Raw genomic sequence first — 26,741 nt, 5'->3', positions numbered from 1 at the left:
CCGCTTGAGTTCCGCTAGTCCTCGTTTGCCTTGAACCGGCCGAGCCCCTTCAGAACGAAGGGCGCCAGCAGCGCGATCAGCGCGACGCCGAGCAGCGTCGCCGAGATCGGGCTCTGCAGCAGCGTCATGGGGTCGCCGAGGCTGATCGCGAGCGCGCGGCGCAGCTGGCTCTCGGCGATCGGGCCGAGGATCAGGCCGACGACAACAGGCGCGATCGGAAAATCGAACCGGCGCATCAGGAAGCCGAGCACACCGAAGCCGGCCAGCATCGACAATTCGACCACCGACGGCTTTGCCGCGATGGTGCCCATGGTCGCGAACACGAGGATGCCGGCATAGAGCCAGGGCTGCGGGATCGCGAGCAGCCGCACCCACAGGCCGACCAGCGGCAAATTGAGCACCAGCAGCATCATGTTGGCGATGAACAGGCTCGCGATCAGGCCCCAGACCAGATCGGGCCGTTCGGCGAACAGCAGCGGCCCCGGGTTGAGACCGTATTGCTGGAAGCCCGCGAGCATCATCGCGGCCGTCGCCGAGGTCGGCAGCCCCAGCGTCAGCAGCGGCACCAGCGTGCCGGCGGCCGACGCATTGTTGGCGGCTTCGGGTCCGGCGACGCCTTCGATCGCGCCCTTGCCGAACTCTTCGGGATGTTTCGTGAGACGCTTCTCGGTCGAATAGGACAGGAAGGTCGGGATCTCCGCGCCGCCGGCGGGCAGCGCACCGATCGGGAAGCCGAACATGGTGCCGCGCAACCACGGCTTCCACGACCGCTTCCAGTCTTCCTTCGTCATCCACAGCGAGCCGCGCACCGGCTCGAGCTTCTCTTCGGTGTGGTGGCGGCGAGAGGCGACGTAGAGCGCCTCGCCCACCGCGAACAGGCCGACCGCGAGCGTCGTCACCTCGACGCCGTCGAGCAATTCAGGCACGCCGAACGCGAGCCGCGCCTGGCCGGTCAGCTTGTCGATGCCGACGAGACCGAGCGTCAGGCCGATGAACAGGCTGGTCAGGCCGCGGACCGGGGAATCGCCGAAGGTTGCCGACACCGTGACGAAGGCGACGCACATCAGCGCGAAGTAATCCTCCGGGCCGAAACGCACGGCGACATCGACCAGCCAAGGCGCAAGGAACGCGAGCCCGATGGTTGCAATGGTGCCGGCGACGAAGGAGCCGATCGCGGAGGTCGCAAGCGCCGGACCGCCGCGGCCGGCCTTGGCCATCTTGTTGCCTTCAAGCGCGGTCGCCATCGAGGCGCTCTCGCCCGGCGTGTTGATCAGGATCGCGGTGGTCGAGCCGCCATACATGCCGCCGTAATAGATGCCGGCAAACATGATCAGCGAGCCGCCGGGATCGAGCTTGTAGGTCACCGGCAGCAGCAGCGCGACCGTCAGCGCCGGGCCGATGCCGGGCAGCACGCCGACGGCGGTGCCGAGGAACACGCCGATCAGCGCGTAGAGCAGATTCATCGGCTGGATGGCGACCGCCATGCCGTGCGCCAGGGCGGCAAACGTGTCCATCACAGCAGTCGCTCCAGGGGGCCGGCCGGAAGGCTCAGCGTCAACAGCCGGTCAAAGGCGAGATAGATGAGGGTCGACATCACGAGGGCAATGACGCTGTCGACGAGGACGGCGCGGCGGCCGAACGCCGCCGAGGTCGTGACGAACAGCGCTGATGTCGCCAGGATGAAGCCACCACCGAAGCCGATGATGGCGATCAGCAGCGCAAGGCCGACGAGGATCAGGACCACCGGCACGGGATCGGCACTCTCGCGCGCCGGCAGATTGCCGCGCAGCGCATCGATGAAATTGCCGATCGCGAGCAGCGCAAGGCCGCTGGCGACCACAACCGGCATCGCCTCCGGCCCCATGCCGTACATCGCGGCCGATTGCAGGCCGCGCGCATCCCAGACCAGCACGGCCGCCAGCACGGCGAGCAATGCAGCGATGACGATGCCGGCGCGATCGACGCGCCGCGGCGGCTGGGCAGAATCGCCTGACGTCATGACTTGACGAGGCCGACCGATTTCAGCACGTCGGTGACACGCACGGTTTCCTTCTTCAGGAAGTCGGCGAAGGCGTCGCCGCCGAGATAGGCATCCTCCCAGCCCTTCTGCTTGAGGATCTCCTTCCAGGCGTCCGACTTCACCATCTTCTCGACCGCATCGCCTAGGGTTTTGCGCTGCTCCGGCGTGATGCCGGGAGGCGCGACGACCGAGCGCCAGTTGGCGATGACGAGGTCGATGCCCTGTTCCTTGAAAGTCGGAATGTCGCTGCCTGCGATGCGCTTCTCCGAGGTCACGCCGATCGCGCGCAGCTTGCCGGACTTGATCTGCCCTTCATATTCGCTGAGGCCCGAGATGCCTGCGGTGACCTTGCCGCCGAGGATCGCGGCGAGCGACTCGCCGCCGCCGGAGAACGGGATGTAGTTGATCTTCTTCGCGTCGGCGCCGACCGCGCCGGCGAACAGCGCGGCCATCACATGGTCGACGCCACCGGCCGAGCCGCCGGCGAAGGTCACCTTGGCGATATCGGCCTTCACCGCGGCGGCGAGGTCCTGCGCAGTCTTGATCGGCGAGTTCGCGGGCACCACGATCACCTGGATTTCCTCGGTGAGGCGCGCGATCGGCGTCACCTGCTCGAGCGTCACCGGCGACTTGTTCATGGCGAGCGCGCCGACCATGACGAAGCCGTTGACCATCATCTGGTTGCCGTCGCCCTTGGCGCCGTTGACGAATTGCGCGATGCCGACGCTGCCGCCGGCGCCGGGAACGTTGGTGACCTGCACGCTGCGCGCGACGCCGGAGGCAACCAGCGCCTGCTGCATCGAGCGCGCGGTCTGGTCCCAGCCCCCGCCCGGAGCCGCCGGCGCCATCAGCTTGAGCTCGAGCTGCTGGGCGAATGCAGGCGTGGCTGCCGCAAGGGTCAGCGCGACGGCTGCGCCGACAAGGCGCGCGGGAAATCGAAACATGGGGGCATTCTCCAGGCTCGTGCGGACGTGTTGATCGTTTGCCGCATTGTGTCGTTTGGTCGCATATCAGCCAAAACGGCCGATGCTGTCCAGCGACGGGCCTGGTTCCCGGTTAGCTGGATTTCGGCATCACCCCGCCGAGCGCGACGGTCAGCTCGGCGGCGATTTCGCGCACGATTTGGCCGATTTCCGGCAGCCTGCCGTCGGTCAGGCGGCTGGTCATGCCGGAGACGGAAATCGCCGCCAGCGGCTCGGCGCAGTCGTTGTAGACGACTGCGGCAATACAGCGCAGGCCCATGCAGGCCTCCTCGTCGTCGACCGCAAAGCCCTGCTTGCGGATCTTTTCGAGCTCCCTGAACAGGTCGCTCGGCCGCACGATCGATTTTTCGGTCAGCCGCGGCATGCCGTGATGGCGGATGACCGCGCCGACGTCCTCGTCGGAATAGGTCGCGAGCACCGCCTTGCCGACGCCCGACGTCACCATGGGAACGCGGCCGCCGACCTTGGTCAGCGAGCGCATGATCTCGCGGCTCTCCATGCGGGTCAGCACGATGATGAACTCGTCGTCGACGACGGCGAGATTGGCGGTTTCGCGGGTGAGATCGCGCAGCTTGCGCAGATAAGGAACGGCCTGCGCCGAGAAATTGCGCCGCCGGGCGAAGCTGGCGCCCACCGTGAAGCTGCGCACGCCGACATGCCATTTGGATTCGGCGCGGTCGAACTGCACGAAGCGGCGGCTTTCCAGCGTCGCCAGCAGGCGGTGCACGGTCGAGGCGGACAGACCCGTGCGCACGGCAAGATCGCTGAGGCGGTAGCCCTCGTCGTCTTCGGCGAGCGTCTCGAGAATCGACAGCGCGCGGTCGACGGACTGCACGCCGCCGTCGCGCGCCTCGTGCTCGGCCTCCAATGGGGACCGAGGTTCGAGCGATTTGCGCCGGATCACGTTCTTGCTCATCGCGACCTGCCGCTTGTGCATCCGTCATTCCGGGATGGTGCGCCGGGACTGCGCGCAGCGCGGGCCTGGCGTACCAGACCCGGAATCTCGAGATCCTCAGGTGCGCAAGTGCGCACCGTAGTTCGATGCTCCGCATCGCCCCGGGGATGACAGGAGAGTCAGGCTCAGAGCAGCCCTGCCCCACGCGCCCACTTGTACTTGGCACCTAAGACCTCGACCGGCAGCTCGGTGGAGTAGGCGTAGGCCGGGATGCCATGCTGGTAGAGATATTCGGCGGCTTCCTCGACCTCGACGTCGCCGGCGAGCGAGGCGACCATGGGCTTCACGAACCCCTTGGCCTCCATCTCCTTCTTCACCTCGACCATGTTGCGGGCGAACACCATCGGCGGGGTGACGATGGTGTGCCAGTAGCCGAGGATCAGCGCGTGGATGCGCTCATCCGACAGGCCGAGCTTCACGGTGTTGACGTAGGTGATCGGGGGCTCGCCGCCGGTGATATCCACAGGATTTCCGGCCGCGCCAAACGGCGGGATGAACTTGCGGAACGCCGCATCGAGATCCGGCGGCATCGACATCAGCGACAGGCCGTTGTCGACGCAGGAGTCCGACAGCAGCACGCCCGAGCCGCCCGCACCGGTGATGATCAGCACGTTCTCGCCCTTCGGCGTCGGCAGCACCGGCACGCCGCGGGCGAATTCGAGCAGCTGACGAAGTGAGCGGGCGCGGATCACGCCGGACTGCTTGAACACATCCTCGTAGATGCGGTCGTTGCCGGCGAGCGCGCCGGTGTGCGAGGACGCGGCCTTCGCACCGGCCGAGGTGCGGCCGGCCTTGAGCACGACAACCGGCTTCTTCTTGGAAACGCGCTTGGCAGCTTCGGCGAACGCGCGGCCGTCTTTGAGGTCTTCGCAGTGCTGCGCGATCAGATTGGTGTTCGGGTCCTGCTCGAAGAAGGCGAGCAGATCGTCCTCGTCGATATCGGACTTGTTGCCGAGGCCGACGATGGCGGAGACGCCCATCTTGGCCGAGCGCGAGAAGCCGATGATGGCCATGCCGATGCCGCCCGACTGCGACGACAGCGCCGCATGGCCCTTGACGTCATAGGCGGTGCAGAAGGTCGCGCAGAGGTTCGCGGGCGTGTAGTAGAAGCCGTAGATGTTCGGTCCCATCAGGCGGATGTCGTACTTCTTGCCGACCTCGACGATCTCGGCCTGCAGCTCCGGCGCGCCGGCTTCCGCAAAGCCCGACGGAATCAGCACCGCGCCCGGGATTTTCTTCTCGCCGCACTCGGTCAGCGCCGCGGCCACGAACTTCGCGGGGATCGCGAACACCGCGACGTCGATCACGCCGGGCACGTCCTTGACGCTCTTATAGGCCTTGTAGCCGAGGATCTCGGCGGCCTTGGGATGGATCGGATAGATCTCGCCCTTGTAACCGCCGTTGATGAGGTTCTTCATCACGGAGTTGCCGATCTTGCCGTCCTCGGCGGAGGCGCCGACCACGGCGACGGCCTTCGGCTGCATGATGCGGTTCATCGCCGCGACGATCTCTTCGGTCGGGCGCGGCTTCGGCTTGGGAACATAGGCGAAGTCGACGACGATGCGGACGTCGGCGGCGATCGCGCTCTTTGCCGTCGCGAAGACAGGGTTGAGGTCGAGCTCGACGATCTCAGGGAAATCGGCGACGAGCTGCGAGACCTTGACGATGACGTCCGCAAGCGCGGTGCGGTTCACCGGCTCGCCGCCGCGCACACCCTTCAGGATTTCATGCGCCTGGATGCCGTCGAGCATCGACAGCGCGTCTTCCTTGGTCGCGGGCGCGAGGCGGAAGGTGATGTCCTTCAGCACTTCGACCAGCACGCCGCCGAGGCCGAAGGCGACCAGCTTGCCGAACGAGCCGTCGGTGATCGAGCCGACGATGACCTCGGTGCCGCCGGCCAGCATCTGCTGCACCTGGACGCCCTCGATCTTGGCATCGGCCTTGTACTTCTTGGCGTTACCGAGAATGGTCTCGTAGGCCTTTTCGGCCTCATCGGCCGTCTTGAGCCCGACGATGACGCCGCCGGCTTCGGTCTTGTGGAGAATGTCCGGCGAGACGATCTTCATCACGACGGGGAAGCCCATGGACGACGCCATCTTGCCGGCCTCGCCCGCCGACTTGGCCACGCCCTCCTTCGGCACCGGAATGCCGTAGGCGTCGCAGACCAGCTTGCCTTCCGGCGCCGTCAGGCTGGTGCGGTTGTCCGCCTTGACCTGGTCAAGCACCTTGCGGACGGCATCTTTGGAATTGGACATGTGGCTTCTCCCTTGACCTGAGTTCGTTCTTTGCAAAGCGCGCGCGTGTTGCGGCCGCCCGTGATGCTTGCCATTCGCCGCGCTCTGTTCCATGCGGCGGAACGGAGTGGCATAAAGAGCCAGAATACTCCGCCGGCTTGGATCAAAAATGGCTGGCGATGGCATTTGGTATGCCAGAAGCCAACTTGTCAAGCCAGTGCACACCTTAGAACGCCGCAAAAAATAGGCAGCTTGACATTCTGGCATGTGGTATGCCAAAAACTTTCCCGTTAATATTCCTGTAAAAGACGACTCCCACTGGAGGAGATTCGTCGTGTCACTACGGAAACCAACCAAGGCGTTGCCGAACATGGCCGAGGCAGACATCGCAATCGTTCGTATTGCCCCGGAGAGCAGCTTCAAGAACAAGGCGTATGACGCCTTGAAGGAAGCCATCCTCAAGATGGACATCTACTCGACGCCCGAGCCGGTGATGCTCGACGAGCGCGCGCTGTCCGAACGACTGGGTGTGAGCCGCACGCCGATCCGCGAAGCCATCGCGATGCTCGAGCAGGACGGTTTCGTGAAGACCGTTCCACGGCGCGGCATCATGGTGGTGCGAAGGACCAAGAGCGAGATCGTCGACATGATCCGCGCCTGGGCGGCGCTGGAGAGCATGGCCGCGCGCCTCATCACCACCACCGCGCGCAAGAAGGACATCACGGCGCTGCGCGACTTCTTCAAGGATTTCGGCAAGGACCGCCTGCCCGAGGATCATGTGGAGGAATACTCCAAGGCCAACATCGCCTTCCACCAGGCGCTGATCTCGCTGTCGGAATCGCCGGTGCTGGTCGATCTCACCAACGACCTGCTGCTGCATGTGCGCGGTTATCGCCAGCTGACCATCGGACGCAAGGACCGCACCGCGACCTCGCTGCCCGAGCATCTCGGCATGATCGAAGCACTCGAAGCGCGCGATACCGAGCTCGCCGAGAAGCGCGCCCGCGACCACACCCTTGGCCTTGCCGCTTACGTCGAAGCGCACGGCCAGGAACTGTTCACATAACTCTACCTAGCAACGTTCACCAGAAGGGCGAAAAATTCGCCCCGTTACTTGAGACCAGGGAGACAAGGCCCATGCTGAATACCGCGACCAAGTCCGAAGCACCGGGCACCGAGCAGGAACTGACGGATGGCTTCCATCTCGTCATCGACGCGCTCAAGCTGAACGGCATCAACACCATCTATAATGTGCCGGGCATCCCGATCACGGACTTGGGCCGCATGGCGCAGGCCGCCGGCATTCGCGTGATCTCCTTCCGCCACGAGCAGAACGCCGGCTACGCCGCAGGCATCGCCGGCTACCTCACCAAGAAGCCCGGCGTCTGCCTCACGGTGTCGGCGCCCGGCTTCCTCAACGGCCTCACCGCGCTCGCGCACGCCACCACCAACTGCTACCCGATGATCCTGGTCTCGGGCTCCTCCGAGCGCGAGATCGTCGACCTCCAGCAGGGCGACTACGAGGAAATGGACCAGCTCGCGATTGCCAAGCCCCTGTGCAAGGCGGCCTATCGCGTGCTGCACGCCCAGGACATCGGCATCGGCTTCGCCCGCGCCATCCGTGCCGCGGTCTCGGGCCGTCCGGGTGGCGTCTATCTCGACCTGCCGGCAAAGCTGTTCGGCCAGGTGATGAACGCCGAGGCCGGCCAGAAGTCGCTGGTCAAGGTGATTGATGCTGCCCCCGCGCAGATCCCCTCGCCCGCTTCGGTCAAGCGTGCGCTCGACGTGCTCAAGAGCGCCAAGCGTCCGCTCATCATCCTCGGCAAGGGCGCGGCCTACGCGCAGGCCGATGAAGAGATCAAGAGCTTCGTCGAGAAGAGCGGCGTGCCGTTCCTGCCCATGAGCATGGCCAAGGGCCTCCTGCCCGACACCCATCCGCAGTGCGCCGGCGCCGCCCGCTCGACCGTGCTGAAGGATTCCGACGTCGTGATGCTGATCGGCGCGCGGCTGAACTGGCTGCTCTCGCACGGCAAGGGCAAGAGCTGGGGCGAGACGCCGAAGAAGTTCATCCAGGTCGATATCGAACCGCGTGAGATGGACTCCAACGTCGAGATCGTCGCACCCGTCGTCGGCGACATCGGCTCGGTCGTCTCCGCCTTCAACCAGGCCATCGGTGCGGGTTGGACCGCGCCGCCGGCTGAATGGACCAAGGCTATTACGTCCAAGCGCGACGAGAACGTCGCCAAGATGGCGCCGAAGCTCATGAACAACAAGTCGCCGATGGACTATCACGGCGCGCTCGGCGTCTTGAAGAACGTCATCAAGGAGTACCCCGAGGCGATCCTCGTCAACGAAGGCGCCAACACGCTCGACCTCGCCCGCGGCGTCATCGACATGTACCGCCCGCGCAAGCGTCTCGACGTCGGCACCTGGGGCGTGATGGGCATCGGCATGGGCCAGGCGATCGCCGCCACGCTCGAGACCGGCCATCCCGTGCTCGCGGTGGAAGGCGACTCGGCGTTCGGTTTCTCCGGCATGGAGGTCGAGACCATCTGCCGCTACAACCTGCCGATCTGCGTCGTCATCTTCAACAATGACGGCATCTATCGCGGCACCGACGTCAACGGCGCCAACGACGATCCGGCGACCACCGTGTTCGTCAAGGGCGCGCGCTACGACAAGATGATGGAAGCCTTCGGCGGCGTCGGCGTGAACGCGACCTCGCCCGATGAGCTCAAGCGCGCCGTCAACGAGGCGATGAAGTCCGGCAAGCCGACGCTCATCAACGCGGTGATCGATCCGGCCGCGGGCTCGGAGAGCGGCCGCATCGGCAATCTCAACCCGCAGAGCGTTCTGCAGAAGAAGAAGTAATCGACCGCCGGGTCACTCCCCGCGCAGGCGGGGAGTCCAGTATTCGCCGGACCGCATGGGTGGCGAGCACTGAGCCCAACCGAAACGACAGTGAATACTGGATGCCCGCCTTCGCGGGCATGACGGAAACAAAGTGGTAACAGGAGCAACATGATGACCAAAGCGCTCACGGGCGTTCGCATTCTCGACTTCACCCACGTCCAGTCCGGACCGACCTGCACGCAGCTGCTCGCCTGGTTCGGTGCCGACGTGATCAAGGTGGAACGCCCGGGCGTGGGTGACATCACCCGCGGCCAGTTGCAGGACATCCCGAACGTGGACAGCCTGTATTTCACCATGCTCAACCACAACAAGCGCTCGATCACGCTCGACACCAAGAACCCCAAGGGCAAGGAAGTCCTCACCGAGCTGATCAAGAAGTGCGACGTACTGGTCGAGAATTTCGGCCCCGGCGTGCTCGACCGCATGGGCTTCCCCTGGGAGAAGATCCACAGCCTCAACCCGAAGATGATCGTCGCCTCGATCAAGGGCTTTGGCCCCGGCCCCTACGAGGACTGCAAGGTCTACGAGAACGTCGCGCAGTGCACCGGCGGCGCCGCCTCGACCACCGGCTTCCGCGATGGCCTGCCGCTCGTCACCGGCGCGCAGATCGGCGACACCGGCACCGGGTTGCATCTTGCAATCGGCATCCTGGCCGCGCTCCATCAGCGCACCACGACCGGCAAGGGCCAGAAGGTCACCGCCGCGATGCAGGACGGCGTGCTCAACCTCGCCCGCGTCAAGCTGCGCGACCAGCAGCGCCTCGCCCACGGGCCGCTGAAGGAATACAGCCAGTTCGGCGAAGGCGTTCCGTTCGGCGATGCCGTGCCGCGCGCCGGCAACGATTCCGGCGGTGGCCAGCCCGGCCGCATCCTGAAGTGCAAGGGCTGGGAGACCGATCCCAACGCCTACATCTACTTCATCACCCAGGCCCCGGTCTGGGAGAAGATCTGCGACGTGATCGGCGAGCCGACCTGGAAGACCGATCCGAACTACGCCAAGCCGCCGGCCCGCCTGCCGCGGCTCAACGAGATCTTCGCCCGCATCGAGCAGTGGACGATGACCAAGACCAAGTTCGAGGCGATGGAAATCCTCAACAAGGACGACATCCCCTGCGGCCCGATCCTGTCGATGAAGGAGATCGCCGAGGACCAGTCGCTGCGCGCGACCGGCACCGTTGTCGAGGTCGACCACCCCACCCGCGGCAAGTACATCTCGGTCGGCAACCCGATCAAGCTGTCGGACTCCCCGAGCGATGTGGAGCGCTCCCCGCTGCTCGGCGAGCACACCGACGAAATCCTGCGCTCGGTGCTCGGCTTCTCGGACCACCAGGTCGCCGAGATCCACAAGTCCGGCGCGCTCGACCCGCCGCAGAAGCAGGCCGCGGAGTAACGCGGGCCGCATCGAACGAGACGAAAGGGCTGCCCCAAAGGGCGGCCCTTTTTGCTTGTGCAGGCCGTGTGGCCGCGGGCTCAAACCAAAAAGTGGAAAAACAACCCCATGCACAGTAGCCAGCCCCTTGGCACCAAAGGATATTTCTGATTTAACGAAAAAAATTTTGACCCGTCGGGCAAAACAGGGGTAGAAGTCTATCATTGGGATTTGTCCGCCCGAGGTTCGTCATCGTGCCCGATACCAACGGGCATCCGGCTTCCCCACCCATCTATCGCTTCAGCTCCCTGATCAGGTCGGTCAGACGCGAATCGTCAGGCCGGAGGCGCGCCAGTCGCTCGGCGTAACCAAGCGCCGCCGCGATGTCTCCCTTCTCCCTGCTGAAGTTCAAAGCAGCTGAAAGCAGCTCCAGATTGTTCGGATGTCCGCGCAGGCCCTGGTTCAGCACAGAAAGTGCGTCGTCGCGCCGACCCATTCCGTTCAGTCCTACAGCATAGACATAGGCGTACCGCATCTGGCCGGGGTCAAGAGAGGCGGCCCGACGCAGCTCGTCGAGGGCCTCCTCGCTGCGCTTCTGGCGCACGAGTGTCAGACCAAGCACGTAGTGGAGTGATGCGTCCTGCGCCGACGTGGAGAGTGCCTCACGCAGGATTTGCTCCCCGTCACTGTCGCGTCCGAGCTGCCGATACAGGTCGGACAGGTTGACGGCGGCCGCCGCAAACGAGGGATCGAGCCTGAGGGCGGCGCGGTATTCGGCCTCCGCCACGCCGGGATTGGCCTGGCGCAGGAAGAAGTCGCCGAGCGCCGTTCGCGAATCCGGCCGATCAGCATTCAGCTTCTGCGCAGCAATGAATTCGGCGGCCGCCCGCATGAACTTGTCGCGATCGGCCGCTGGCTGGCGCGCTGGGGGCATGGCGGCCAGAAGTTCGGCGGCGCGAATGCGCACACCACGCACGGGATCGCCCAGCTGCGGCGAAGCGAGCGGCCAGAGCTGATCGGCCGGCACTCCTTCGAGCCGATCGAGCGCGCCGAGCCTCACGAGCGGATCGGAATCGGAAAGCCCATGCCGGATCAGATAGAGAACCGGTGCCGGAAGCTCCGCCAGCGCGCTGGCGCGGACGAGACCGGGAACGTCAGCCGATTCAGCGATTGCGGCAAGCTGCGCTTGCGCGTCGGCAGCTTCGCTCCAGGCCGCATGGAAGGCAGGTGCATAGGTCTGATGGCCGCGTCGCTCCGGCCCGAACCAGCCCTCGATCTGATGCGCTGCCCAGGCCGCCGGCTTGTCGCGATGGCAGTCGTTGCACGCATTCGGTGCGCCCGTCTGCACCGAGAGATCGGGACGCGGAACGCGGAAGCCGTGATCGTGGCGACGATCGAGGACCATGTAGCGGCGCTCCGGCATATGGCAGGCCGGACAGCCCAACGGCGGCGAGACATCGGCGTGGCGCCGGTGCGCCACGGACTCATATTTGGCGGGCGCGTGGCACTGCGAACAAACGCCGTCTCCGGGCGCCTTCAACGTTGCGCTGTGCGGGTCGTGGCAGTCGCTGCAGGTCACGCCTTTGGCGAACATCCTACTCTGCTTGAACGGTGCGTAATTGTAGGTCTCCTCGTCGTCGCGCATCTGCCCGTCGGCATGGAAGCGCTGGCGGTCGAGCAACGATACGCGGTGTGTGTCAGAGAGCGGTCGGCCCGGTATCCAGTCTTCCGAAAGCTGCCCGCGGCGCGCGTGGCAGCGCCCGCAGGTCTCGACCTCCTTGCGCAGGGCCGGAGCCTGCGTGCTGCGTGCCGGCGTCAATGTGCCGACAGAGGCGGACCAGATGATGCCGGTGCGCTCGTCGAAGCGGACCAGCAGGCCGTTATCGGCCTCGCGCGCCGCCGGCTTGCCGCGCGCCCAGGCGACGTGGCGCGAGCCCGCACCGTGGCAAGCCTCGCAGCCGACGCTGATCTCGGAAAAGGTGGTCGTGAACCTGTCCCGATCGGCATTGTAGCCCTTGTGCACATCAGTCGAATGGCACTCCGCACACATGAAATTCCAGTTCTGGCTCAGCTTCGTCCAGTGCAGGGAATCGCTGCTGGTGATGGCGTTGTCCGGGTAAAGATGAAACCAGCGCTGACCGCCCTGCTCTTTCGGCCGCGTGTCCCAGGCGATGGACAGGGCCTGGACGCGACCGTCCGGGAATTCGATCAGATATTGCTGCAGCGGGTCGATGCCGAAGGTGTATTTCACCTCGAAGGTCGCGAGCTTGCCGTCAGGTCCATCGGTCTCGACAAGGAACTTGTCTTCCTTGCGGAAGAAGCGCGAGCGGGTGCCGGCATAGTCGAAGGTTGCGTCGTTGAAATCGCCGCGCACGGATTGCGCGGTGGCATGATCCATGGCGCGGCGGTGTTGCGACGTCCGCCAGAGTTTCGCCTCTGCCTGGTGGCAGCCGGCACAGGACTCGCTCCCGACGAAGGCCAATTCGACCGCTGCGGGAAGCTGGATCGGGGCCCTTGACGTCGCGAACCAGAGCAGGCCGACGGCGATCGCGGCGGCAAATAGGCTCGCGACGGCGATCCACCGCCTCGTGGTGCCCTCGGAGGCAGGCCGTGACTGCGGTGAGGAACGATCTGGCTCAGGCGCTCGCGCCGTACGGACCTTGTCGCGCTTGCGGTTCTTTCGCGAGCCTCGTGCCACGTCTGCTTACCGCTCCAGCCGTTCAACCGTCGTTTGGCTTACACGTGAAGGTCGCTGCCATGAACCGCCGCGCGCTTCGTCACCGCAGCGGCTCGATCTTGGCGGGCATGTCTGGCCAGCGGCTCACCCGATAGCTCGCATTGCTGCATCTGAGCACCCAGACCCCATGATCGGCCCTCGAGCGCCCGGCATCCTTGGTTGCGCCCAGCGGCTTGTCGCAAGTAAACCCCTGCGAGCGGATTTGTGCGGCAAGCATGCCCTGAAGCGTCTCCGCCGCGCCCTGCGCTGCAGCGCGGCCGACGGCCAAGACGTCGATCAGCGCAAGCGTTGAAATGAAGATCCAACGACCGTTCTTCATGAGCTTCTCCGATCCCGCATCGCGTGCATTTGGCCGGCAGGAAGCCAATTGGCTTCCCGCCGGTCTCGCGTCGAGCTATTGCCGGACACATTCCTGAACGAACTTGATCCGGTCCATGACGCCGAGATCCTTCGCCTCCGCCTGCTTGCGGCAGCCCTCGCGCTTGTCGATCCGCAACTGGATCTTGTCGACGAGGCTCAGGCCGACAGTGCCGACTTGTGGTTCGGCCGAAGCCGCCTGTCCGGCGTCGGCCGCCGGGCCGTCGCCAGCCGCGCGCGCGGCCTCCTGCAACCGCTTGACATCATCCGGACCCAGCTTTTGCCGCTCGATGTCCAGCGTGATCCTGTTGATCTTGCCGGTGAAGGCGAACGGCGCCTGATAGTCGTTGTCGTCCACCGACGTGCCGGTATCTGACCCGATATCGAACGCCTCGTCCCATTGCAGGATGAGGGGGATCGTGTGCTCCATCTTCTCGGTGGCCACGGCGTTGCCGTCGACCTTGAGCGTTCCGGTGCCGCCTTGTCCGATGCCGCTATAGTTGCCGAACATCATGGTAGCTGCACCAAGCCCATCGTACTTGAAGTCAAACTCGATCAGGTGCTTGCCAGGCGTCAGCTCCGGCCCCTCCCAGCGAACGCGCTTGAGGTCGACGAGATTCCACGTGAAGACGGGTTTATTCTTCAGGACATAGAGGCCATAGCCGCCGAAGCGGCCGCCCTGGGTCACCAGAACGCCGTCCGCGCCTCCTTGCGGAATGTCCACATCGGCCTTGAACGTGTAGGAGGAGTTGAGCAGGCTCGGCGCGTCGCCATTCGGCGTGCCGGTCATCGGTCGCGTCCAGGCGAAACTCGTGCGGCCGGCGCTCAGGCTCGGGCGCGGCGTGATGAGCCGGACCGCCACCGAGGAATCGAGCGGCAGCACCTGATATTTTTCCGCCTCCTTCCAGAACAGCGCTTGCAGCTCCTTCAGCTTGTCCGGATGCTTCGCAGCGACGTCCTCGGCCTGCGTCCAGTCGTTGCGCAGGTCATAGAGCTCCCAGGGGTAGTCGCCCGGGTTCGGCAGCTTCGCGATCGTCACCCACGGCGGCCGCATGACCTTGGTGCTGGCGATCCAGCCGTCGTTGTAAATGGCGCGATCCGCAAACATCTCGAAGTATTGCGTCGTGTGGGTGGACGGTGCGTTCGCGTTCTTGGCGTCGAACGTGTACATCATGCTGACGCCTTCGATCGGGCTCTGCTTGATGCCGTCGACGATTTCCGGCTGCTTGATCTTCGCGGCCTCGAGAATGGTCGGCACGACGTCGATGACGTGGTGGAATTGGCTGCGGATGCCGCCCTTGTCCTTGATCACCGCCGGCCAGGAGATTGCCATGCCCTGACGCGTGCCACCGAAATGCGAGACGATCTGCTTGGTCCAGGAGAACGGCGTGTCGAACGCCCAGGCCCAGCCGATCGACATGTGGTTGTAGGTACGGTCAGTGCCCCAGACGTCGTAGAAGTACTTGAGCTGATCCTCGACCGACGGGTTGATCTGATTGAACATCGCCACTTCGTTGGGCGTGCCATTCGGCTGCCCTTCGGCGCTGGTGCCGTTGTCGCCCTCGATGTAGATGATCAGGGTGTTCTCGAGCTTGCCGAGATCGTCGATCGATTGGATCACCCGGCCGATTTCGTTGTCGGCATAGGCGGCGTAGGCCGCGAACACTTCCGCCTGGCGGATAAACAGCTTCTTCTCGTCGGCGGAAAGCTGATCCCATTCCTTGATCAGGTCCTTCGGCCACGGCGTCAGCTTGGCATTCTGCGGAATGACACCGAGCTTCTTCTGGTTCTCGAAGATGGTCTCGCGCAGCTTGTTCCAGCCCTGGTCGAACAGGTGCATATCGCCGATCTTCTTCACCCACTCCTTGGTCGGATGATGCGGTGCATGCGTCGCACCGGGCGCGAACTTGACGAAGAACGGCGTGTCGGGCGACAGCGCGTTCATGCGGTTGACATAGTCGATGGCGTCGTCCGCCATCGCCGTCACCAGATTCCAGCCCGGATTTCCCTGGTAGGGATAGATTGCCGTGGTGTTGCGAACGAGATTGCCGGGCTCCCACTGATTGGTATCGCCCCCCATGAAGCCGTAGAAATATTCAAAGCCCATGCCGGTCGGCCACTGGTCGAACGGGCCGGCCTGGCTCGCCTGGTATTCCGGCGTGTTGTGGTTCTTACCGAACCAGGCGGTGTGGTAGCCGTTGTCGGTCAGGATGCGGCCGATCGTGGCCTTGTCCTTGGTGATGATGCTGTCATAGCCGGGATAGCCGGTGGCCTGTTCGGCGACCACGCCGTAGCCGACCGAGTGATGATTGCGGCCGGTAATCAGGGCCGCGCGCGTCGGCGAGCACAACGCGGTCGAGTGGAAGTTGGTGTAGCGCAATCCGCTTTGCGCGATACGGTCGAGCGCCGGCGTCGGGATGACGCCTCCGAATGTGCTGGGGACGCCGTAGCCGGCATCATCGGTGATGATGAGCAGCACGTTCGGTGCGCCCTTGGGCGGCACCACGCGCGAGGGCCAAAAAGGTGTCGAATTGCGCGCGTCGCGCTCGATCTTGCCACCGAACTTCTGCGGCGGCGGCGGCAGCTGATTACCGGGAATGGTGATGGTCGCGGCGGGCGAGCCCGGAGGCGGTGCGGCTTGTTGGGCTTGCTGTGCCAATGCAGGCGAAGAAAGCGCCAGGCTCAGTGAAAATGCGACAAGATGAAAGGATCGCGCAGTGCTCATTGCAATTCCTCCCTTCAAATGAGCCACCATCATTTTCCGGCGCCCCGAAAAAGGGTTTGATATGGATCAACAGATCAAGACGACGGATCAGAAGCGGAGATGCGCTTTTCCGTAAACTCCCGGGACCTCAACTCCATCGCGCCGGTATCATGGCGCTGTACTGTGTCCTCTTGCTACATCCGACTGCCAAACATTCCCGACGAATCGTCAGCTATGGCAAGCACGCTCGGCTGAGTCATAGCACGTCATCACCAAGTGACGGGCGTTCACGATGGTGTCTGGAGTGCGAGACCTTACTCGATCACGGAATCCGCACTGACGAGAATGGATCCGGGATTTGCGATCAACTGAAGGCGCGTCGGCCGTTCGATCGGCAGCTCGGCGACCGGGCTGCCCTGCACCACCTTGCGCGTTATGAAGCCCGCTCGTGCGAACAGGCTTGGCAGATCGGGTCCGTAGCCGGCCAGGCCCCATGCACAGTAGCCAGCCCCTTGGCATCAAAGGATATTTCTGATTTCACGAAAAGATTTTGAACCCGTCGGGCAAAACAGGGGTATTATGTCATCATCCGAACAGTGAATGTCCCAGACGGCACCGGCCCCCCGCGGCCTCCGGTTTCGGCCGCCTCTTCGTTGACGCCAGACGAGATGGTGCTGCCCCTCACCGTGGAGCGATCGATACCGAATTTAGGTCGCCTCCAAGGAACAGACGGGATTCTGCCCCGTTGTTCCCTGCACAGGCGCGCCCGTGGAATAGCAGGCGGCCATCCGACGACAGCAAGTCGCTCGCCACCAATCCGCGAACAGGAAGCGTCCGGTACGGCGCGTTTCGAGATCGCGCCTGTCCACCCAAATCGAGGTCAAGACGATGAGAGATCATCCCGCGTCCCGGGCTCTGCGGGAGGCCAACAGAGCGTTCAAGCCGGTCGAAACGAAAAAGCCGATGACCGACTATGCGAAGGCGCAGCAGTCTCTTCATGAAAATCGCGAGCGCCTGAAAGCAGAACGATTGGCGCGAGAGGCCAAGCAGGGAAACCGCCCCAAATAAGGGAATGCCGGTGCCGCATTATTACTTCGACATCAGGGACGGCAAAGCACTCGCCGTGGACGAAGAGGGATTAAGTCTGACGAACCAGCGAGCCGCCGAGATCGAAGCTGCGCTGTCTCTTGCCGATAGCGCCAAGGACCTTCCGCCGTCCGCGAGCGGCCGCGGCCTGGCGATCGAGGTTCGCGATGCCAATGGCCCGATCTTTCGGGCGGCATTTCTCTTCGGGACCGCCCGGTCGAACGATTGAGATCGGCTCCGGACTTCGGTCTAGAGCGTGATGAGACTTGGATGAATCGTCATCGCGCTTCAGGTTGTTGTTTACGCATGATCTTTCCGGAAAACCGCTTCGCACTTTGCGCTAACGCGGCCCTCCGGGTCCGGATCATGCTTCAGAGCATCGAGAGGACCACGACGCCGTCCTCGAGTTCACCTGACGCCAGTCGCGCCCGTGCGATACGCTCGAACTCCGTCCGGTACTTCTGAAGATAGCTGAAGGCCTGCTTCTGCGTCTGAAACGTCGTTGCAAGACGGCATAGCTGTCGGCCCGCGCCCAGCGCGAGAAAGAAGGTGATTGTGCCGCCGTCATCCGGCTTGATCCTAGGCACGACCCGCACTCTTTCGCATGTGAACGGCCCTCTTCAGCTGCTCGGCGGCGCTGTTGAATTCGGCTATCGCGGCAATTTCCTCGTGCGCTTCTTGGGTGCAGGCGCCGGCAACGATGCGCGTAGATTTGCGTCGGCCGCTTGCTCAGCTGCCTCCCTGGCCTCGCGCAGCTCGCGAAGCCGCGCCATGTTCTTGCGGACATCGATCGCCCGCCTTTCGACATCCGCGATCGCCCGCGCGCCCTCTTCCGCGGCCAGGCGCAGACGCTCGGACCGCGCGATGGATTCGGGAGACGGTACGGCCGATTTCTTGGCGCTCATCTTTCATCCCGCTCGGCAACGAACGAACCCCGCTCAATCCCAGGGATCGAGCGGGTCGCATCGCCGTTTCAGTACATCCGTGAAACGGCGCTACAGAGGTCAGGCCAGCGAGAGATTCTCAGCGCTGACCTTGCCTCGCATCTTGTCGGTCTTGACCTCGAAGTTGACCTTCTGGCCCTCGGCCAGACCCGCAAGACCAGCCCGCTCGACCGCGCTGACGTGAACGAACACGTCATTGCCGCCGTCGTCGGGTTGAATGAATCCAAAGCCCTTCTGGCCGTTGAACCACTTCACAGTACCTGTCGCCATTCTTCTTCTCCAAAGCGCAAAGGCGCATTCCGCGTGACGCTCACGCAGATCGAATTCAATTCGTCGATGTCTCTGGAAAAGGAGCCCGCGGGCGCATTCAACAAGGCACAGCGGCTGAACGAACAAAGTCAAGGTATACCTCACCATGGGCATTAGCAAGGCTTGACCAGATTTAATTGCGCCACGGCTTCAGTGGAACATTTCCGGCTTTGGGACGTGAGACTAGCAAGCATCTCGCACACGTGCGACCGGATCGACGTCATCGCGGAGCTGCCATATCCGATCCAATCATCCCTGCGCATGTGGCTGTCGCGCAGTCCTGGTCGACCAACGCAGCCTCAACCAAGGGAGCCGCCGGTGCAGGTTTTCGTCCGCGACAACAATATCGATCAGGCCCTACGCATCTTGAAGCGAAAGATGCAGCGCGAAGGCGTGTTCAAGGAAATGCGGCGCGCGCGGTTCTACGAGAAGCCGTCGGAACAGGCGGCGCGACGAAAATCCGATGCGGTGCGGCGCGTGAAAAAGCTGGCGCGGAAGCAGGCGATCCGCGATGGATTGATCGTGGTGAAGCCGAAGAAGCGCGTTGCAGACGGCGCGAGACGTCCCGCGCAAGGGGCTGCCGCAACAGCACCGACGATCTCCGCAACGGAATAGCGCGCGGAATTGCACCAAAGCAGTTGGGATATGGTTGCGCGAGGGATTTATCCAGGCGCCAGCCCCTGCCCGACTGCGTAGAGCGAGCATTCCTTCCATGCGGCCACGCATTGGCGCAGCGTCTCGCTCTTCGCCTCCTCGACTGTTCGAGTGGTCACCGACGAACAATGACCTTCGCGATTCCAGGCATAGGCTTTGGCGTCGGTCCATGCCTTCACGTAAGCGTCGAAATAGTCGGTGCAGGCCGCGTTGAGCGGCATCGGCGCCGGGATGGACGCGCGCGGAGGCAACTCGACAAGCACCGACGTCGGCAGGCGCAACTGGTTCAGGAAGCTCTCGACGGCAGGCCACCAGATGTCGGCGGGTCCCATCGACACCATGGCATGGCCATCGACACCGAAGGGCGGCAGAACCTGCAACTGCGCTGGCGCGCCGGAGGCGACGTAGGCATCGAACATGCGACGACCCAGCGCCGGCGGAGCACTGCGATCGTTCTCCGAATAAACCCAAAGCGCCGGAATTCGCGCAGTGCGGCCAAAGATGCCCGCGTCCGCCACGAGATGATCCGGGCTGCAGGTGCGCCCCGGGACAGAGCCGTGAGCACCCTCGAAGTTCAGAACACCGACGACGCCGGCAGGATTGCCCGCCGCCGCAGCCGTCACGGCAAAGCCGCCAGTCGAATGCCCCATCAGAAGGACCTGATCAGACTCGACCCAGGGCTCGCCGCGGAGCATGACGACAGCGCCAGTGACGTCCTCCGCCGCGATCCGGCCAACGTCAAGATAGTCCCGGTCGTCGCATGGTCCAGAAAGACTCTCGGCGAACCGGCCCTCTGAACGACCGAACCCCCGACGCATGATCGACGCGGCGGCATAACCATGCTGTGCAAACGCGACGGCAGCATTGAGGAGATCGTCCGGCGATTGTCGCGCGGCAGCGGCGCGAAACGCTTGTCCCGCGGCAGGATTTGTACCGTGAACCAGCAGGACCAACGGAAAGCGCCCGGGCCGGTCCGGGCGGACGATCATGGTCTCGAGCTTGACCTCGCTGCCATCGTTCAAACTGACGGGTATCAGTCGATCTTGCCGAACGAGCCCCGGCAGCGCCGTATCGGCCGAAGCCGGCAACAGCAGAAGCCCAAGCAACGCAATCACACAGCCAAGTCGTCTCATCGTCGCCTCCCCGGGCTCGAAGCTCAGTGATCTCCGCCAGCGAGTTGCTCACGGAAATACTTCACCACCGCAGTGTTGAACTCGCGGTGAAATGCTGCCCTGTCGAACCCCGCCGGCACGTCGGTGCAGATCCGCGGGACTGCCGCCGCAAGCTCGGCCGAGCACGGCGCAAGGAAGGCAAAGTGGCCGGCCGGCACGACATGAATCTCGGGCTTGCCGGGCAATCCCTCCGCGACGCGCGCCGTGCCCGAGCCGTCGCCGACGCCGGGGCCGCCGAACTGCGACCGCCAGAACTGGAAAGGCATCTTGACCACGGCGAGGTTCTCCCGCGTCAGGACGCCCGGCGCGGGATCGACGATGACAGCGGTGCGGATCCGCGCATCCTGTATCGGCTCGGGCGGCGTCACGCCGTTGTGCAGCTCTGCGCAAGCGCCTGTCGTCTCCTTGCAAAAGCTGGCGATCCTCGCGAAATCCGGCCTGGTCCCCATCAGCACGAGGCCGGTCGCGCCGCCGAGCGAGAAGCCGAAGAAGCCGACCTTGGCGGGATCGATCACCGCCCTGTCCTTCCAGTCCTTCAGCAGAAAATCGAGCAGGCGCACGATGTCCGCCGGACGCGATTCCCACACCGACAGGGTGTCGCGCCGTGAGGAGTCGCTGAACATGTCGCCTGGATGATTGATGGCGGCGACGACGAAGCCGGCATCAGCGAGCGCCTCCTCGGTGTCGTGGTTCGCGCCGAACCACCCGCCCCGACCGTGCGAGAAGATAACCAGCGGGAGCTTTGCCCCCGTGACGGGACAATCCTTCACGCCCTTCAGGTCGAAATCAGCGCCGACCGCTAGACGGCCAAGCGCCACATGCGTCGGCTCCGCCGCGCAGGGATACCAAATCGCACCTGACAGCGCCGGACCAGAGTCGAGAAGCTGAATGCCTGCGGCCTTGGCGGGTGAGCCAAGACAATGAAGCGCGACGGCAAAGGCCCAAAGTGTCCTGCGCAACGGAGCCCCCTGATTTCGCGCAGGAGTTGAGCGAGCAACGATAGCGGAATTGTGGCCTCGATCCGGCTAATACCGCGCCCGTGGCACGATCCGCGTCAGCAGAGGCACGCGTGAGTGCCACAACATGCAATCGCGCGCGCGGGCCGTCTGGCCGGCCGCAAGCTCGGAAAGCTGCTCGCGTGAGAACACATGCCGTTCGCAGAAGGACGGCCGAAGCGGCGATCGCGAGAAGAACTTGTAGAAGAGCGCGCAACGGTCGCGCGCGATCGCCGGACGCCCGCGATGGTAGTGGCTTGCGACATCGGCGAAGATCACGGTACCGGCCCTTCCGGTGCAGGTCGTCACGTCACCGCGGTCCAGCGTTGCGCCCAATCTCTCCTCCAGCATTTCCTGCGTCAGTATCGGAAAGTTGGCGCCGTCGAGCGAGTCGCTGCCGGGAAAGGAGCGGTGCAGGATTTCAAGCGGACCGGTATCCTCATCGACATCGTGCAGATAGACGATCACCCGGACCATCCGCCGATCCTCGACATCGCGATGCCATCTGCGTGCCGCCACCTGCCGGCCATCGGCCAGAGTATAGAAGAAGTTCATCGTATCATATGCCGCAGGCAGGCCGAGATAGGTCTCGACGATGTCGAGGATGCGATCGTTGAGGGGCCAGCGGACGATATGCGGATGACGCATCAGATCCTCGGCGCCGACCTGCACGGTGTATTCACCGACAAACTCGCCCGTTTGGGCCCGGCGGGAATAGGCGTTCGCGATACTGGTTGCCGATGCCCAGAGCGCGTCGGTGCCGGGCAGATCAAGCTTGTCGAGCGAGGTGACGTAGACGCCGTTCTTCTCCAGCCCGGCGACAATATCCGTGTCGAGCGGCGAGAGCCTGGGCAGGCGCGGCCTGTGAGATGCGCGCGCCCTTTCGTAGGCCTTGTTCAACTCTCGACTGATGGCCGGCATTCCGAGCAATCGCGAAGCGGTCTCCGCTGGCAGGCTGCGGACCCGGCGCAAGGCCCGGTAACGCAGCGTCGTCTGCTTCATGTCGCAATGTCCCCTGGTGCGATGGATTGGTAGCGCGGCCATGTCGCAGGACGCGACCGGCGGCAAACCCATCGCCGGGACTAGAGGCTAAAATCTGACTCGAGTGTTTCGAAGTGTATCGGGGCCTCCACGCCCGCGAATTGTGCGAATGCTGTCCATCCCGAACAGCGCAGCAAGTTCGGCGACTTGCCTGCGCGATAACGCCGCAGGATGTCGCGGCACCTTGGAACTCCGGTCACACTCTGCAAAAAAAATCTGGATGTCCTGTCGGATCGACGATGTCTGGCTCGTCCTCGGATCATGAATGGGCAAGAGACGTTGATGTCGGCCCATCGATGCAAGAGGATGAAAGAACATGCCCAGCACTGTACGTCTCCACCGCGTTCTCGCGACCAGCCCGGAGAAAGTCTATCGCGCCTTCCTGGAGGCGGATGCGATGGCGAAGTGGCTGCCGCCGAACGGCTTTACCTGCACGGTGCATCATTTCGAGCCCAAGGTCGGCGGCACGTTCAAGATGTCGTTCCGCAACTTCACGACGGGCAACAGCCACTCCTTCGGCGGCGAATATCTCGAGCTCGTCCCCGGCGAACGCCTGCGCTACACCGACAAGTTCGACGATCCCAATCTGCCGGGCGAAATCCAGGTCACCGTGATCCTGAAGAAGGTCTCGGTCGGTACCGAGATCGACATCACGCAGGCCGGCATCCCCGACGTCATCCCGCCGGAAGCCTGTTACCTCGGCTGGCAGGAGTCGCTGCGGAATCTGGCGAAGCTCGTCGAGCCCGAGATCAACCAGTAGCCGCCCGAGTGGAGCGCACGCCTCGTCCTTCGAGACGACCGCTTCGCGGTCTCCTCAGGATGAGGCTAAGCGGCATCGGTGCCGTCGAAACTGCGGCCACGCACTCCGTCCTCATCCTGAGGACCCGCCAAAGGCGGGCGTCTCGAAGGATGGGCCGCAATCGAGCGCAGTCGCCTCGCTCGCTAGGCGCCCGCCTTCGGCGCAAGCCCGCCGCTGGCGGTCCAGCGGTCCGGCTCCGGACTGTGTCCGATCAAGGCGAGGCCATAGGCGATCGACTCGAACTGGTCGCCCGACATCAAGCGTTCGTTGCCAAAGCGGTCGGCGAACAGCTTGCGGACGGCGGGCACGAAGGAGGTGCCACCGGTCAGGAACACCTTCTCCACCTCGCGCGCGGTGATGCCGGCCTCGCCCAGCACCTTGTCGACCGTCGCGCCCAGCCGGGCGATATCGTCGGCAATCCAGGCTTCGAAATTCTTGCGGGTGATGGTTGCGCCGATGTCGACGCCGCCACCTTTGAAGCGGAAGTCCACTTGATCCTGTGCCGACAGCGCGACCTTGGCGTCGGACACGGCGCGGTAGAGCGAGAAGCCGAGGTCGAGGTCGACGATGGTGATGAAATCCTCGAGCAGATCAGGCTTCAGCGCGGTGCGCGCAAGCTCGCGGAGCTCGCGCAGATCGCCGTTGCTCTTCATCATCGCGAGCTGGTGCCAGCGTGCGAGGTTGGTGTAGTGGCCGCTGGGGACGGGCAGCACCTTGTCGAACGAGCGGAAGCTGGAGCCTTTGCCAAGCCGCGGCGAGACGACGTGGTCGACGATGCGATAATCGAACGTATCACCGGCGATGCCGATGCCGGCGTGTCCGAGCGGCTCGGCGCGCAAGACGCCACCGGCGCGCGAAAACCGCATCACCGAGAAGTCGCTGGTGCCGCCGCCGAAATCGGCAACCAGCACAGTGGCATCGCGCTCGAGCCTGCGGGCGAAGGAGAACGCCGCCCCCACGGGCTCGTAGACATAGCGCGCATGGCCGGCACCCAAGCGCTCGAACGCGGCCCGGTAGCGCTGCATCGCCAGCGCCTCGTCGGGATTGCCGCCGGCGAAGCGCACCGGGCGGCCGACCGTGATGTTGGACGTCTCGAAGCCGAACCTGTCGCCGCCATGGCGCGCCAGCGTACGCAGGAACGCCGCCAGGATGTCCTCGAATTTGAAGCGCTGGCGGAACACCTGGGTGGTGTTGAAGCTGCTGCTCGCCGCAAAAGTCTTGAACGACTGCAGGAAGCGGTAGACGTGGCGCCCTTCGAGGAACGTCTCGATCGCCCAGGGCCCGCCTTCGGCCTGGGCCCCGGCGCCCGGCCGGTCCTCCCAGAAGCACAGCGCCGACACATAGGTGCTGTGGCGATGTCCGCCGTGATCGAAGCGGATGGCCTCGACCCGGCGGTCGTCCGCGGCAAGGGCTACGACCGTATTGCTGGTCCCAAAATCGATGCCGATCGAGACGGCGGGCGAGGCGCTCGACATGAACCACTCTGACAGTTGGCTGGAAAAGGGGGCAGACCACTAACGGCTTTGACGTGCGCTGCCAAGGCCCAAATGCTGCAGTGCGGTTGGATTTGTGCCGCCGTGTGCGCGATGGCCGCGCCCTTCTGACGCCGGATTCGATGGTTTTGGGCTAGTCTTGCGCCCGCAGTAGCCACGTTGGCAATTTTAAGCCCGAAGCGGTCGCTTTAACGGAGTATTATGCTGCAATGCGGCAGAGCACATGCTGCTATGCAATGGCATGCATGGACATTGGCATCTGGTATACATAGATTGCCCTTCGAAATGAGACAGCAATACTGACCGTCTCAAGAAAGGGAATTCCGATGTCCAAGACCGCCTCCGTCGCTTTCGCCCCCTCCAGCTCGCTGTTCGCCCGTTTCCTGGCTGCGATCGACCGCTTCCTGATGGCGAGCGCCGAAATCTCCAATCACAACGGCGACCTGCCCCGCTTCGGCCTCTGAGAAGGCTCTACGCGCAGCCGAAACGGCGCGCCGGTGGACACGTTTCGAGGACCATACGTCCGATCAAATGGCCCCGCATGTCGGGGCCATTTTGTTTTTGAGCCCTCCTCGCTCGCGAACACCGCTGCGACGATTGGTCCGCCGACATGACCCTTTGATCCAATTGTTTGTCTACTGGCATCTCGCATACCATTCGGGAACCAAAAACAATTGCACAAATTGAAGGTGCAAGACGGGAACAGGAAGGACCGAGGGCGAAGCGCGCTTGCCGCGATCCTTGTCGGAACCTTAGCCGAAAGGAGCGGATGCCGGGCCCTGTCCCCTGCTCATAAAGTGCTGGCCGGGACTGCAACGGGAGATCGACCAAAAAGGTGACCCCAAGCATCTAAATCGAGATGGGCTGACGCAAGCCGCCAGAGAGCGGCGGCGTTCGAGGTTCGACAGGGAGAGAAGCAAGATGAAGCCATTCGTTCTGAATGTCGCTTTGGCGGCAATCGCGATGTCGTGCGCCAATAGCGCCGCAAGCCGTGCCGCCTGGGAGCCGGTCCGTCCGGTCGAGTTCATCGTGCCCGCGGGCACCGGCGGCGGCGCCGACCAGATGGCACGCACCATCCAGGGCATCGTCACCAAGCACAATCTCATGAAGCAGCCGCTGGTCGTCATCAACAAGGCCGGCGGCGCAGGTGGCGAAGGCTTCCTCGACGTGAAGACGTCGTCGGGCAATCCGCACAAGATCATCATCACGCTGTCGAACCTGTTCACGACACCGCTGGCGACGGGTATTCCGTTCAACTGGAAAGATCTCACCCCGGTCGCGATGCTGGCGCTCGACGAATTCGTGCTCTGGGTCAACGCCGAGAAGCCGTACAACAGCGTCAAGGATTACGTCGACGCTGCAAAGAAGGCTCCGAGCGGCTCGTTCAAGATGGGCGGCACCGGCTCCAAGCAGGAAGACCAGATCATCACGGTCGGCATCGAGAAGGTGATCGACGCGAAATTCACCTACATCCCCTACAAGGGCGGCGGCGAAGTCGCGGTTCAACTCGTCGGCAATCACGTCGATTCCACCGTCAACAATCCGATCGAGGCGGTCGCGCAATGGCGCGGCGGCAAGCTGCGTCCGCTCTGCGTCTTCGACGCCCAGCCGATGGCCTATGACGAGCCGATCGCCGACGGCAAGGCCTGGAAAGATATTCCGACCTGCAAGTCGCAGGGCCTCGCGATGGAATATCTCATGCTGCGCGGCATCTTCATGTCGCCCAAGGCCACGAAGGACCAGATCGAATACTATGTCGAGCTGTTCAAGAAGGTCCGCGCCACGCCGGAGTGGCAGGAATTCATGAAGAGCGGCGCCTTCAACACGACCTTCCTGACTGGAGCCGATTACGCCAAGTGGATCGAGGCGGAGGAGAAGCGCCACGAGGGCCTGATGAAGGAAGCCGGATTCCTCGCATCGGGGAATTGACGCGCGACGTCGATGACGGCTGAGGACGCTGGTCGTCCTCACGCCTGC

At 63.9% G+C, this 26,741-nt stretch carries 24 protein-coding genes; 9 read left to right on the top strand and 15 right to left on the bottom strand.

Annotation, left to right across the window (positions count from 1 at the left end):
* Positions 1 to 14: 14 nt before the first annotated feature.
* The 5 genes from ACVJ19_RS23060 to ACVJ19_RS23040 form a co-directional block, all read right to left on the bottom strand.
* Positions 15 to 1,514, bottom strand: coding sequence for a tripartite tricarboxylate transporter permease (locus ACVJ19_RS23060; RefSeq protein ID WP_456739428.1), 1,500 nt, complete (start codon positions 1,512 to 1,514; stop codon positions 15 to 17).
* Complete coding sequence (locus tag ACVJ19_RS23055) at positions 1,514 to 1,999, bottom strand: tripartite tricarboxylate transporter TctB family protein (RefSeq protein WP_453951298.1); 486 nt, start codon at positions 1,997 to 1,999, stop codon at positions 1,514 to 1,516. Before ACVJ19_RS23055 ends, ACVJ19_RS23060 begins: the two co-directional genes overlap by 1 nt.
* Positions 1,996 to 2,964 carry a Bug family tripartite tricarboxylate transporter substrate binding protein gene (locus tag ACVJ19_RS23050; RefSeq protein WP_453951296.1) on the bottom strand — a complete coding sequence of 323 codons (969 nt, stop codon included), beginning with the start codon at positions 2,962 to 2,964 and terminating at the stop codon, positions 1,996 to 1,998. Before ACVJ19_RS23050 ends, ACVJ19_RS23055 begins: the two co-directional genes overlap by 4 nt.
* Positions 2,965 to 3,076: 112 nt before the next feature.
* A complete protein-coding gene (locus ACVJ19_RS23045) occupies positions 3,077 to 3,919 on the bottom strand; it encodes an IclR family transcriptional regulator (RefSeq protein ID WP_453955189.1) in 843 nt (280 codons plus the stop codon).
* 164 nt (positions 3,920 to 4,083) lie between these two features.
* The gene (locus ACVJ19_RS23040) at positions 4,084 to 6,213 is read right to left on the bottom strand and encodes an acetate--CoA ligase family protein (protein WP_453951295.1); all 2,130 of its coding nucleotides are present in this window, start codon (positions 6,211 to 6,213) and stop codon (positions 4,084 to 4,086) included.
* Positions 6,214 to 6,562: 349 nt separating this feature from the next.
* Between ACVJ19_RS23040 and ACVJ19_RS23035 the strand changes: the two genes are divergently transcribed.
* The 3 genes from ACVJ19_RS23035 (at position 6,563) to frc (ending at position 10,494) form a co-directional block, all read left to right on the top strand.
* The gene (locus ACVJ19_RS23035) at positions 6,563 to 7,258 is read left to right on the top strand and encodes a GntR family transcriptional regulator (protein WP_164936202.1); all 696 of its coding nucleotides are present in this window, start codon (positions 6,563 to 6,565) and stop codon (positions 7,256 to 7,258) included.
* Between the two features lie 71 nt (positions 7,259 to 7,329).
* Complete coding sequence (oxc, locus tag ACVJ19_RS23030; RefSeq protein WP_453951294.1) at positions 7,330 to 9,063, top strand: oxalyl-CoA decarboxylase; 1,734 nt, start codon at positions 7,330 to 7,332, stop codon at positions 9,061 to 9,063.
* Between the two features lie 153 nt (positions 9,064 to 9,216).
* Entirely contained in the window at positions 9,217 to 10,494 is a 1,278-nt protein-coding gene (gene frc / locus ACVJ19_RS23025) for a formyl-CoA transferase (protein WP_453951293.1), read from the top strand.
* 271 nt (positions 10,495 to 10,765) lie between these two features.
* On the opposite strand, the gene ACVJ19_RS23020 is transcribed toward frc, so the two are convergent.
* The 3 genes from ACVJ19_RS23020 to ACVJ19_RS23010 form a co-directional block, all read right to left on the bottom strand.
* Entirely contained in the window at positions 10,766 to 13,171 is a 2,406-nt protein-coding gene (locus tag ACVJ19_RS23020; protein WP_453951291.1) for a tetratricopeptide repeat protein, read from the bottom strand.
* A 79-nt stretch (positions 13,172 to 13,250) separates the two neighbouring features.
* Complete coding sequence (locus tag ACVJ19_RS23015) at positions 13,251 to 13,529, bottom strand: hypothetical protein (protein ID WP_260384973.1); 279 nt, start codon at positions 13,527 to 13,529, stop codon at positions 13,251 to 13,253.
* Positions 13,530 to 13,604: 75 nt separating this feature from the next.
* Positions 13,605 to 16,292, bottom strand: coding sequence for an arylsulfatase (locus tag ACVJ19_RS23010; RefSeq protein WP_453951290.1), 2,688 nt, complete (start codon positions 16,290 to 16,292; stop codon positions 13,605 to 13,607).
* An 867-nt stretch (positions 16,293 to 17,159) separates the two neighbouring features.
* Between ACVJ19_RS23010 and ACVJ19_RS23005 the strand changes: the two genes are divergently transcribed.
* The gene (locus ACVJ19_RS23005) at positions 17,160 to 17,339 is read left to right on the top strand and encodes a hypothetical protein (RefSeq protein ID WP_453951289.1); all 180 of its coding nucleotides are present in this window, start codon (positions 17,160 to 17,162) and stop codon (positions 17,337 to 17,339) included.
* 4 nt (positions 17,340 to 17,343) lie between these two features.
* Positions 17,344 to 17,586 carry a DUF6894 family protein gene (locus ACVJ19_RS23000; protein ID WP_246820166.1) on the top strand — a complete coding sequence of 81 codons (243 nt, stop codon included), beginning with the start codon at positions 17,344 to 17,346 and terminating at the stop codon, positions 17,584 to 17,586.
* Positions 17,587 to 17,728: 142 nt separating this feature from the next.
* Here ACVJ19_RS23000 and ACVJ19_RS22995 read toward each other — a convergent pair whose 3' ends face one another.
* The 3 genes from ACVJ19_RS22995 to ACVJ19_RS22985 all read right to left on the bottom strand — a co-directional run bounded on the left by ACVJ19_RS22995 (position 17,729) and on the right by ACVJ19_RS22985 (position 18,571).
* Positions 17,729 to 17,953: a hypothetical protein gene (locus ACVJ19_RS22995; protein ID WP_453951288.1), complete on the bottom strand. Its 225-nt coding sequence runs from the start codon at positions 17,951 to 17,953 to the stop codon at positions 17,729 to 17,731.
* 54 nt (positions 17,954 to 18,007) lie between these two features.
* On the bottom strand, positions 18,008 to 18,262 hold the full coding sequence (locus ACVJ19_RS22990) for a transcriptional regulator (protein WP_453951287.1): 255 nt from the start codon (positions 18,260 to 18,262) through the stop codon (positions 18,008 to 18,010).
* 99 nt (positions 18,263 to 18,361) lie between these two features.
* Positions 18,362 to 18,571 carry a cold-shock protein gene (locus tag ACVJ19_RS22985; protein ID WP_453951285.1) on the bottom strand — a complete coding sequence of 70 codons (210 nt, stop codon included), beginning with the start codon at positions 18,569 to 18,571 and terminating at the stop codon, positions 18,362 to 18,364.
* A gap of 357 nt (positions 18,572 to 18,928) precedes the next feature.
* Here ACVJ19_RS22985 and rpsU point away from each other — a divergent pair, with 357 nt between their 5' ends.
* Positions 18,929 to 19,225: a 30S ribosomal protein S21 gene (gene rpsU / locus ACVJ19_RS22980; protein ID WP_453951283.1), complete on the top strand. Its 297-nt coding sequence runs from the start codon at positions 18,929 to 18,931 to the stop codon at positions 19,223 to 19,225.
* Between the two features lie 47 nt (positions 19,226 to 19,272).
* On the opposite strand, the gene ACVJ19_RS22975 is transcribed toward rpsU, so the two are convergent.
* From ACVJ19_RS22975 to ACVJ19_RS22965, 3 genes are all read right to left on the bottom strand, one after another.
* Positions 19,273 to 20,397 carry an alpha/beta hydrolase family protein gene (locus ACVJ19_RS22975; protein ID WP_453951281.1) on the bottom strand — a complete coding sequence of 375 codons (1,125 nt, stop codon included), beginning with the start codon at positions 20,395 to 20,397 and terminating at the stop codon, positions 19,273 to 19,275.
* 23 nt (positions 20,398 to 20,420) lie between these two features.
* Positions 20,421 to 21,395 carry an alpha/beta hydrolase family protein gene (locus ACVJ19_RS22970; protein WP_453951279.1) on the bottom strand — a complete coding sequence of 325 codons (975 nt, stop codon included), beginning with the start codon at positions 21,393 to 21,395 and terminating at the stop codon, positions 20,421 to 20,423.
* Positions 21,396 to 21,461: 66 nt separating this feature from the next.
* Positions 21,462 to 22,433 (bottom strand): hypothetical protein, encoded by a 972-nt coding sequence (locus ACVJ19_RS22965; RefSeq protein WP_453951276.1) that lies wholly within the window; start codon positions 22,431 to 22,433, stop codon positions 21,462 to 21,464.
* Between the two features lie 355 nt (positions 22,434 to 22,788).
* On the opposite strand from ACVJ19_RS22965, the gene ACVJ19_RS22960 reads away from it, so the two are divergent.
* Positions 22,789 to 23,232, top strand: a complete 444-nt coding sequence (locus ACVJ19_RS22960; protein WP_200454286.1) for an SRPBCC family protein — start codon at positions 22,789 to 22,791, stop codon at positions 23,230 to 23,232.
* 182 nt (positions 23,233 to 23,414) lie between these two features.
* Here the strand turns inward: ACVJ19_RS22960 and ACVJ19_RS22955 are convergent, their stop codons facing one another.
* Complete coding sequence (locus tag ACVJ19_RS22955; RefSeq protein WP_453951274.1) at positions 23,415 to 24,746, bottom strand: Hsp70 family protein; 1,332 nt, start codon at positions 24,744 to 24,746, stop codon at positions 23,415 to 23,417.
* A gap of 344 nt (positions 24,747 to 25,090) precedes the next feature.
* On the opposite strand from ACVJ19_RS22955, the gene ACVJ19_RS22950 reads away from it, so the two are divergent.
* Together ACVJ19_RS22950 and ACVJ19_RS22945 are read left to right on the top strand one after the other, a co-directional pair.
* Positions 25,091 to 25,228 carry a hypothetical protein gene (locus ACVJ19_RS22950; protein WP_453951272.1) on the top strand — a complete coding sequence of 46 codons (138 nt, stop codon included), beginning with the start codon at positions 25,091 to 25,093 and terminating at the stop codon, positions 25,226 to 25,228.
* 457 nt (positions 25,229 to 25,685) lie between these two features.
* Entirely contained in the window at positions 25,686 to 26,693 is a 1,008-nt protein-coding gene (locus tag ACVJ19_RS22945; protein ID WP_453951270.1) for a Bug family tripartite tricarboxylate transporter substrate binding protein, read from the top strand.
* Positions 26,694 to 26,741 lie beyond the last annotated feature (48 nt).

Source organism: Bradyrhizobium sp. USDA 376 (assembly GCF_054063675.1).
The sequence above is the reverse complement of the archived record's forward strand: the minus strand, read 5'-3'. Positions and strand labels throughout refer to the sequence as shown.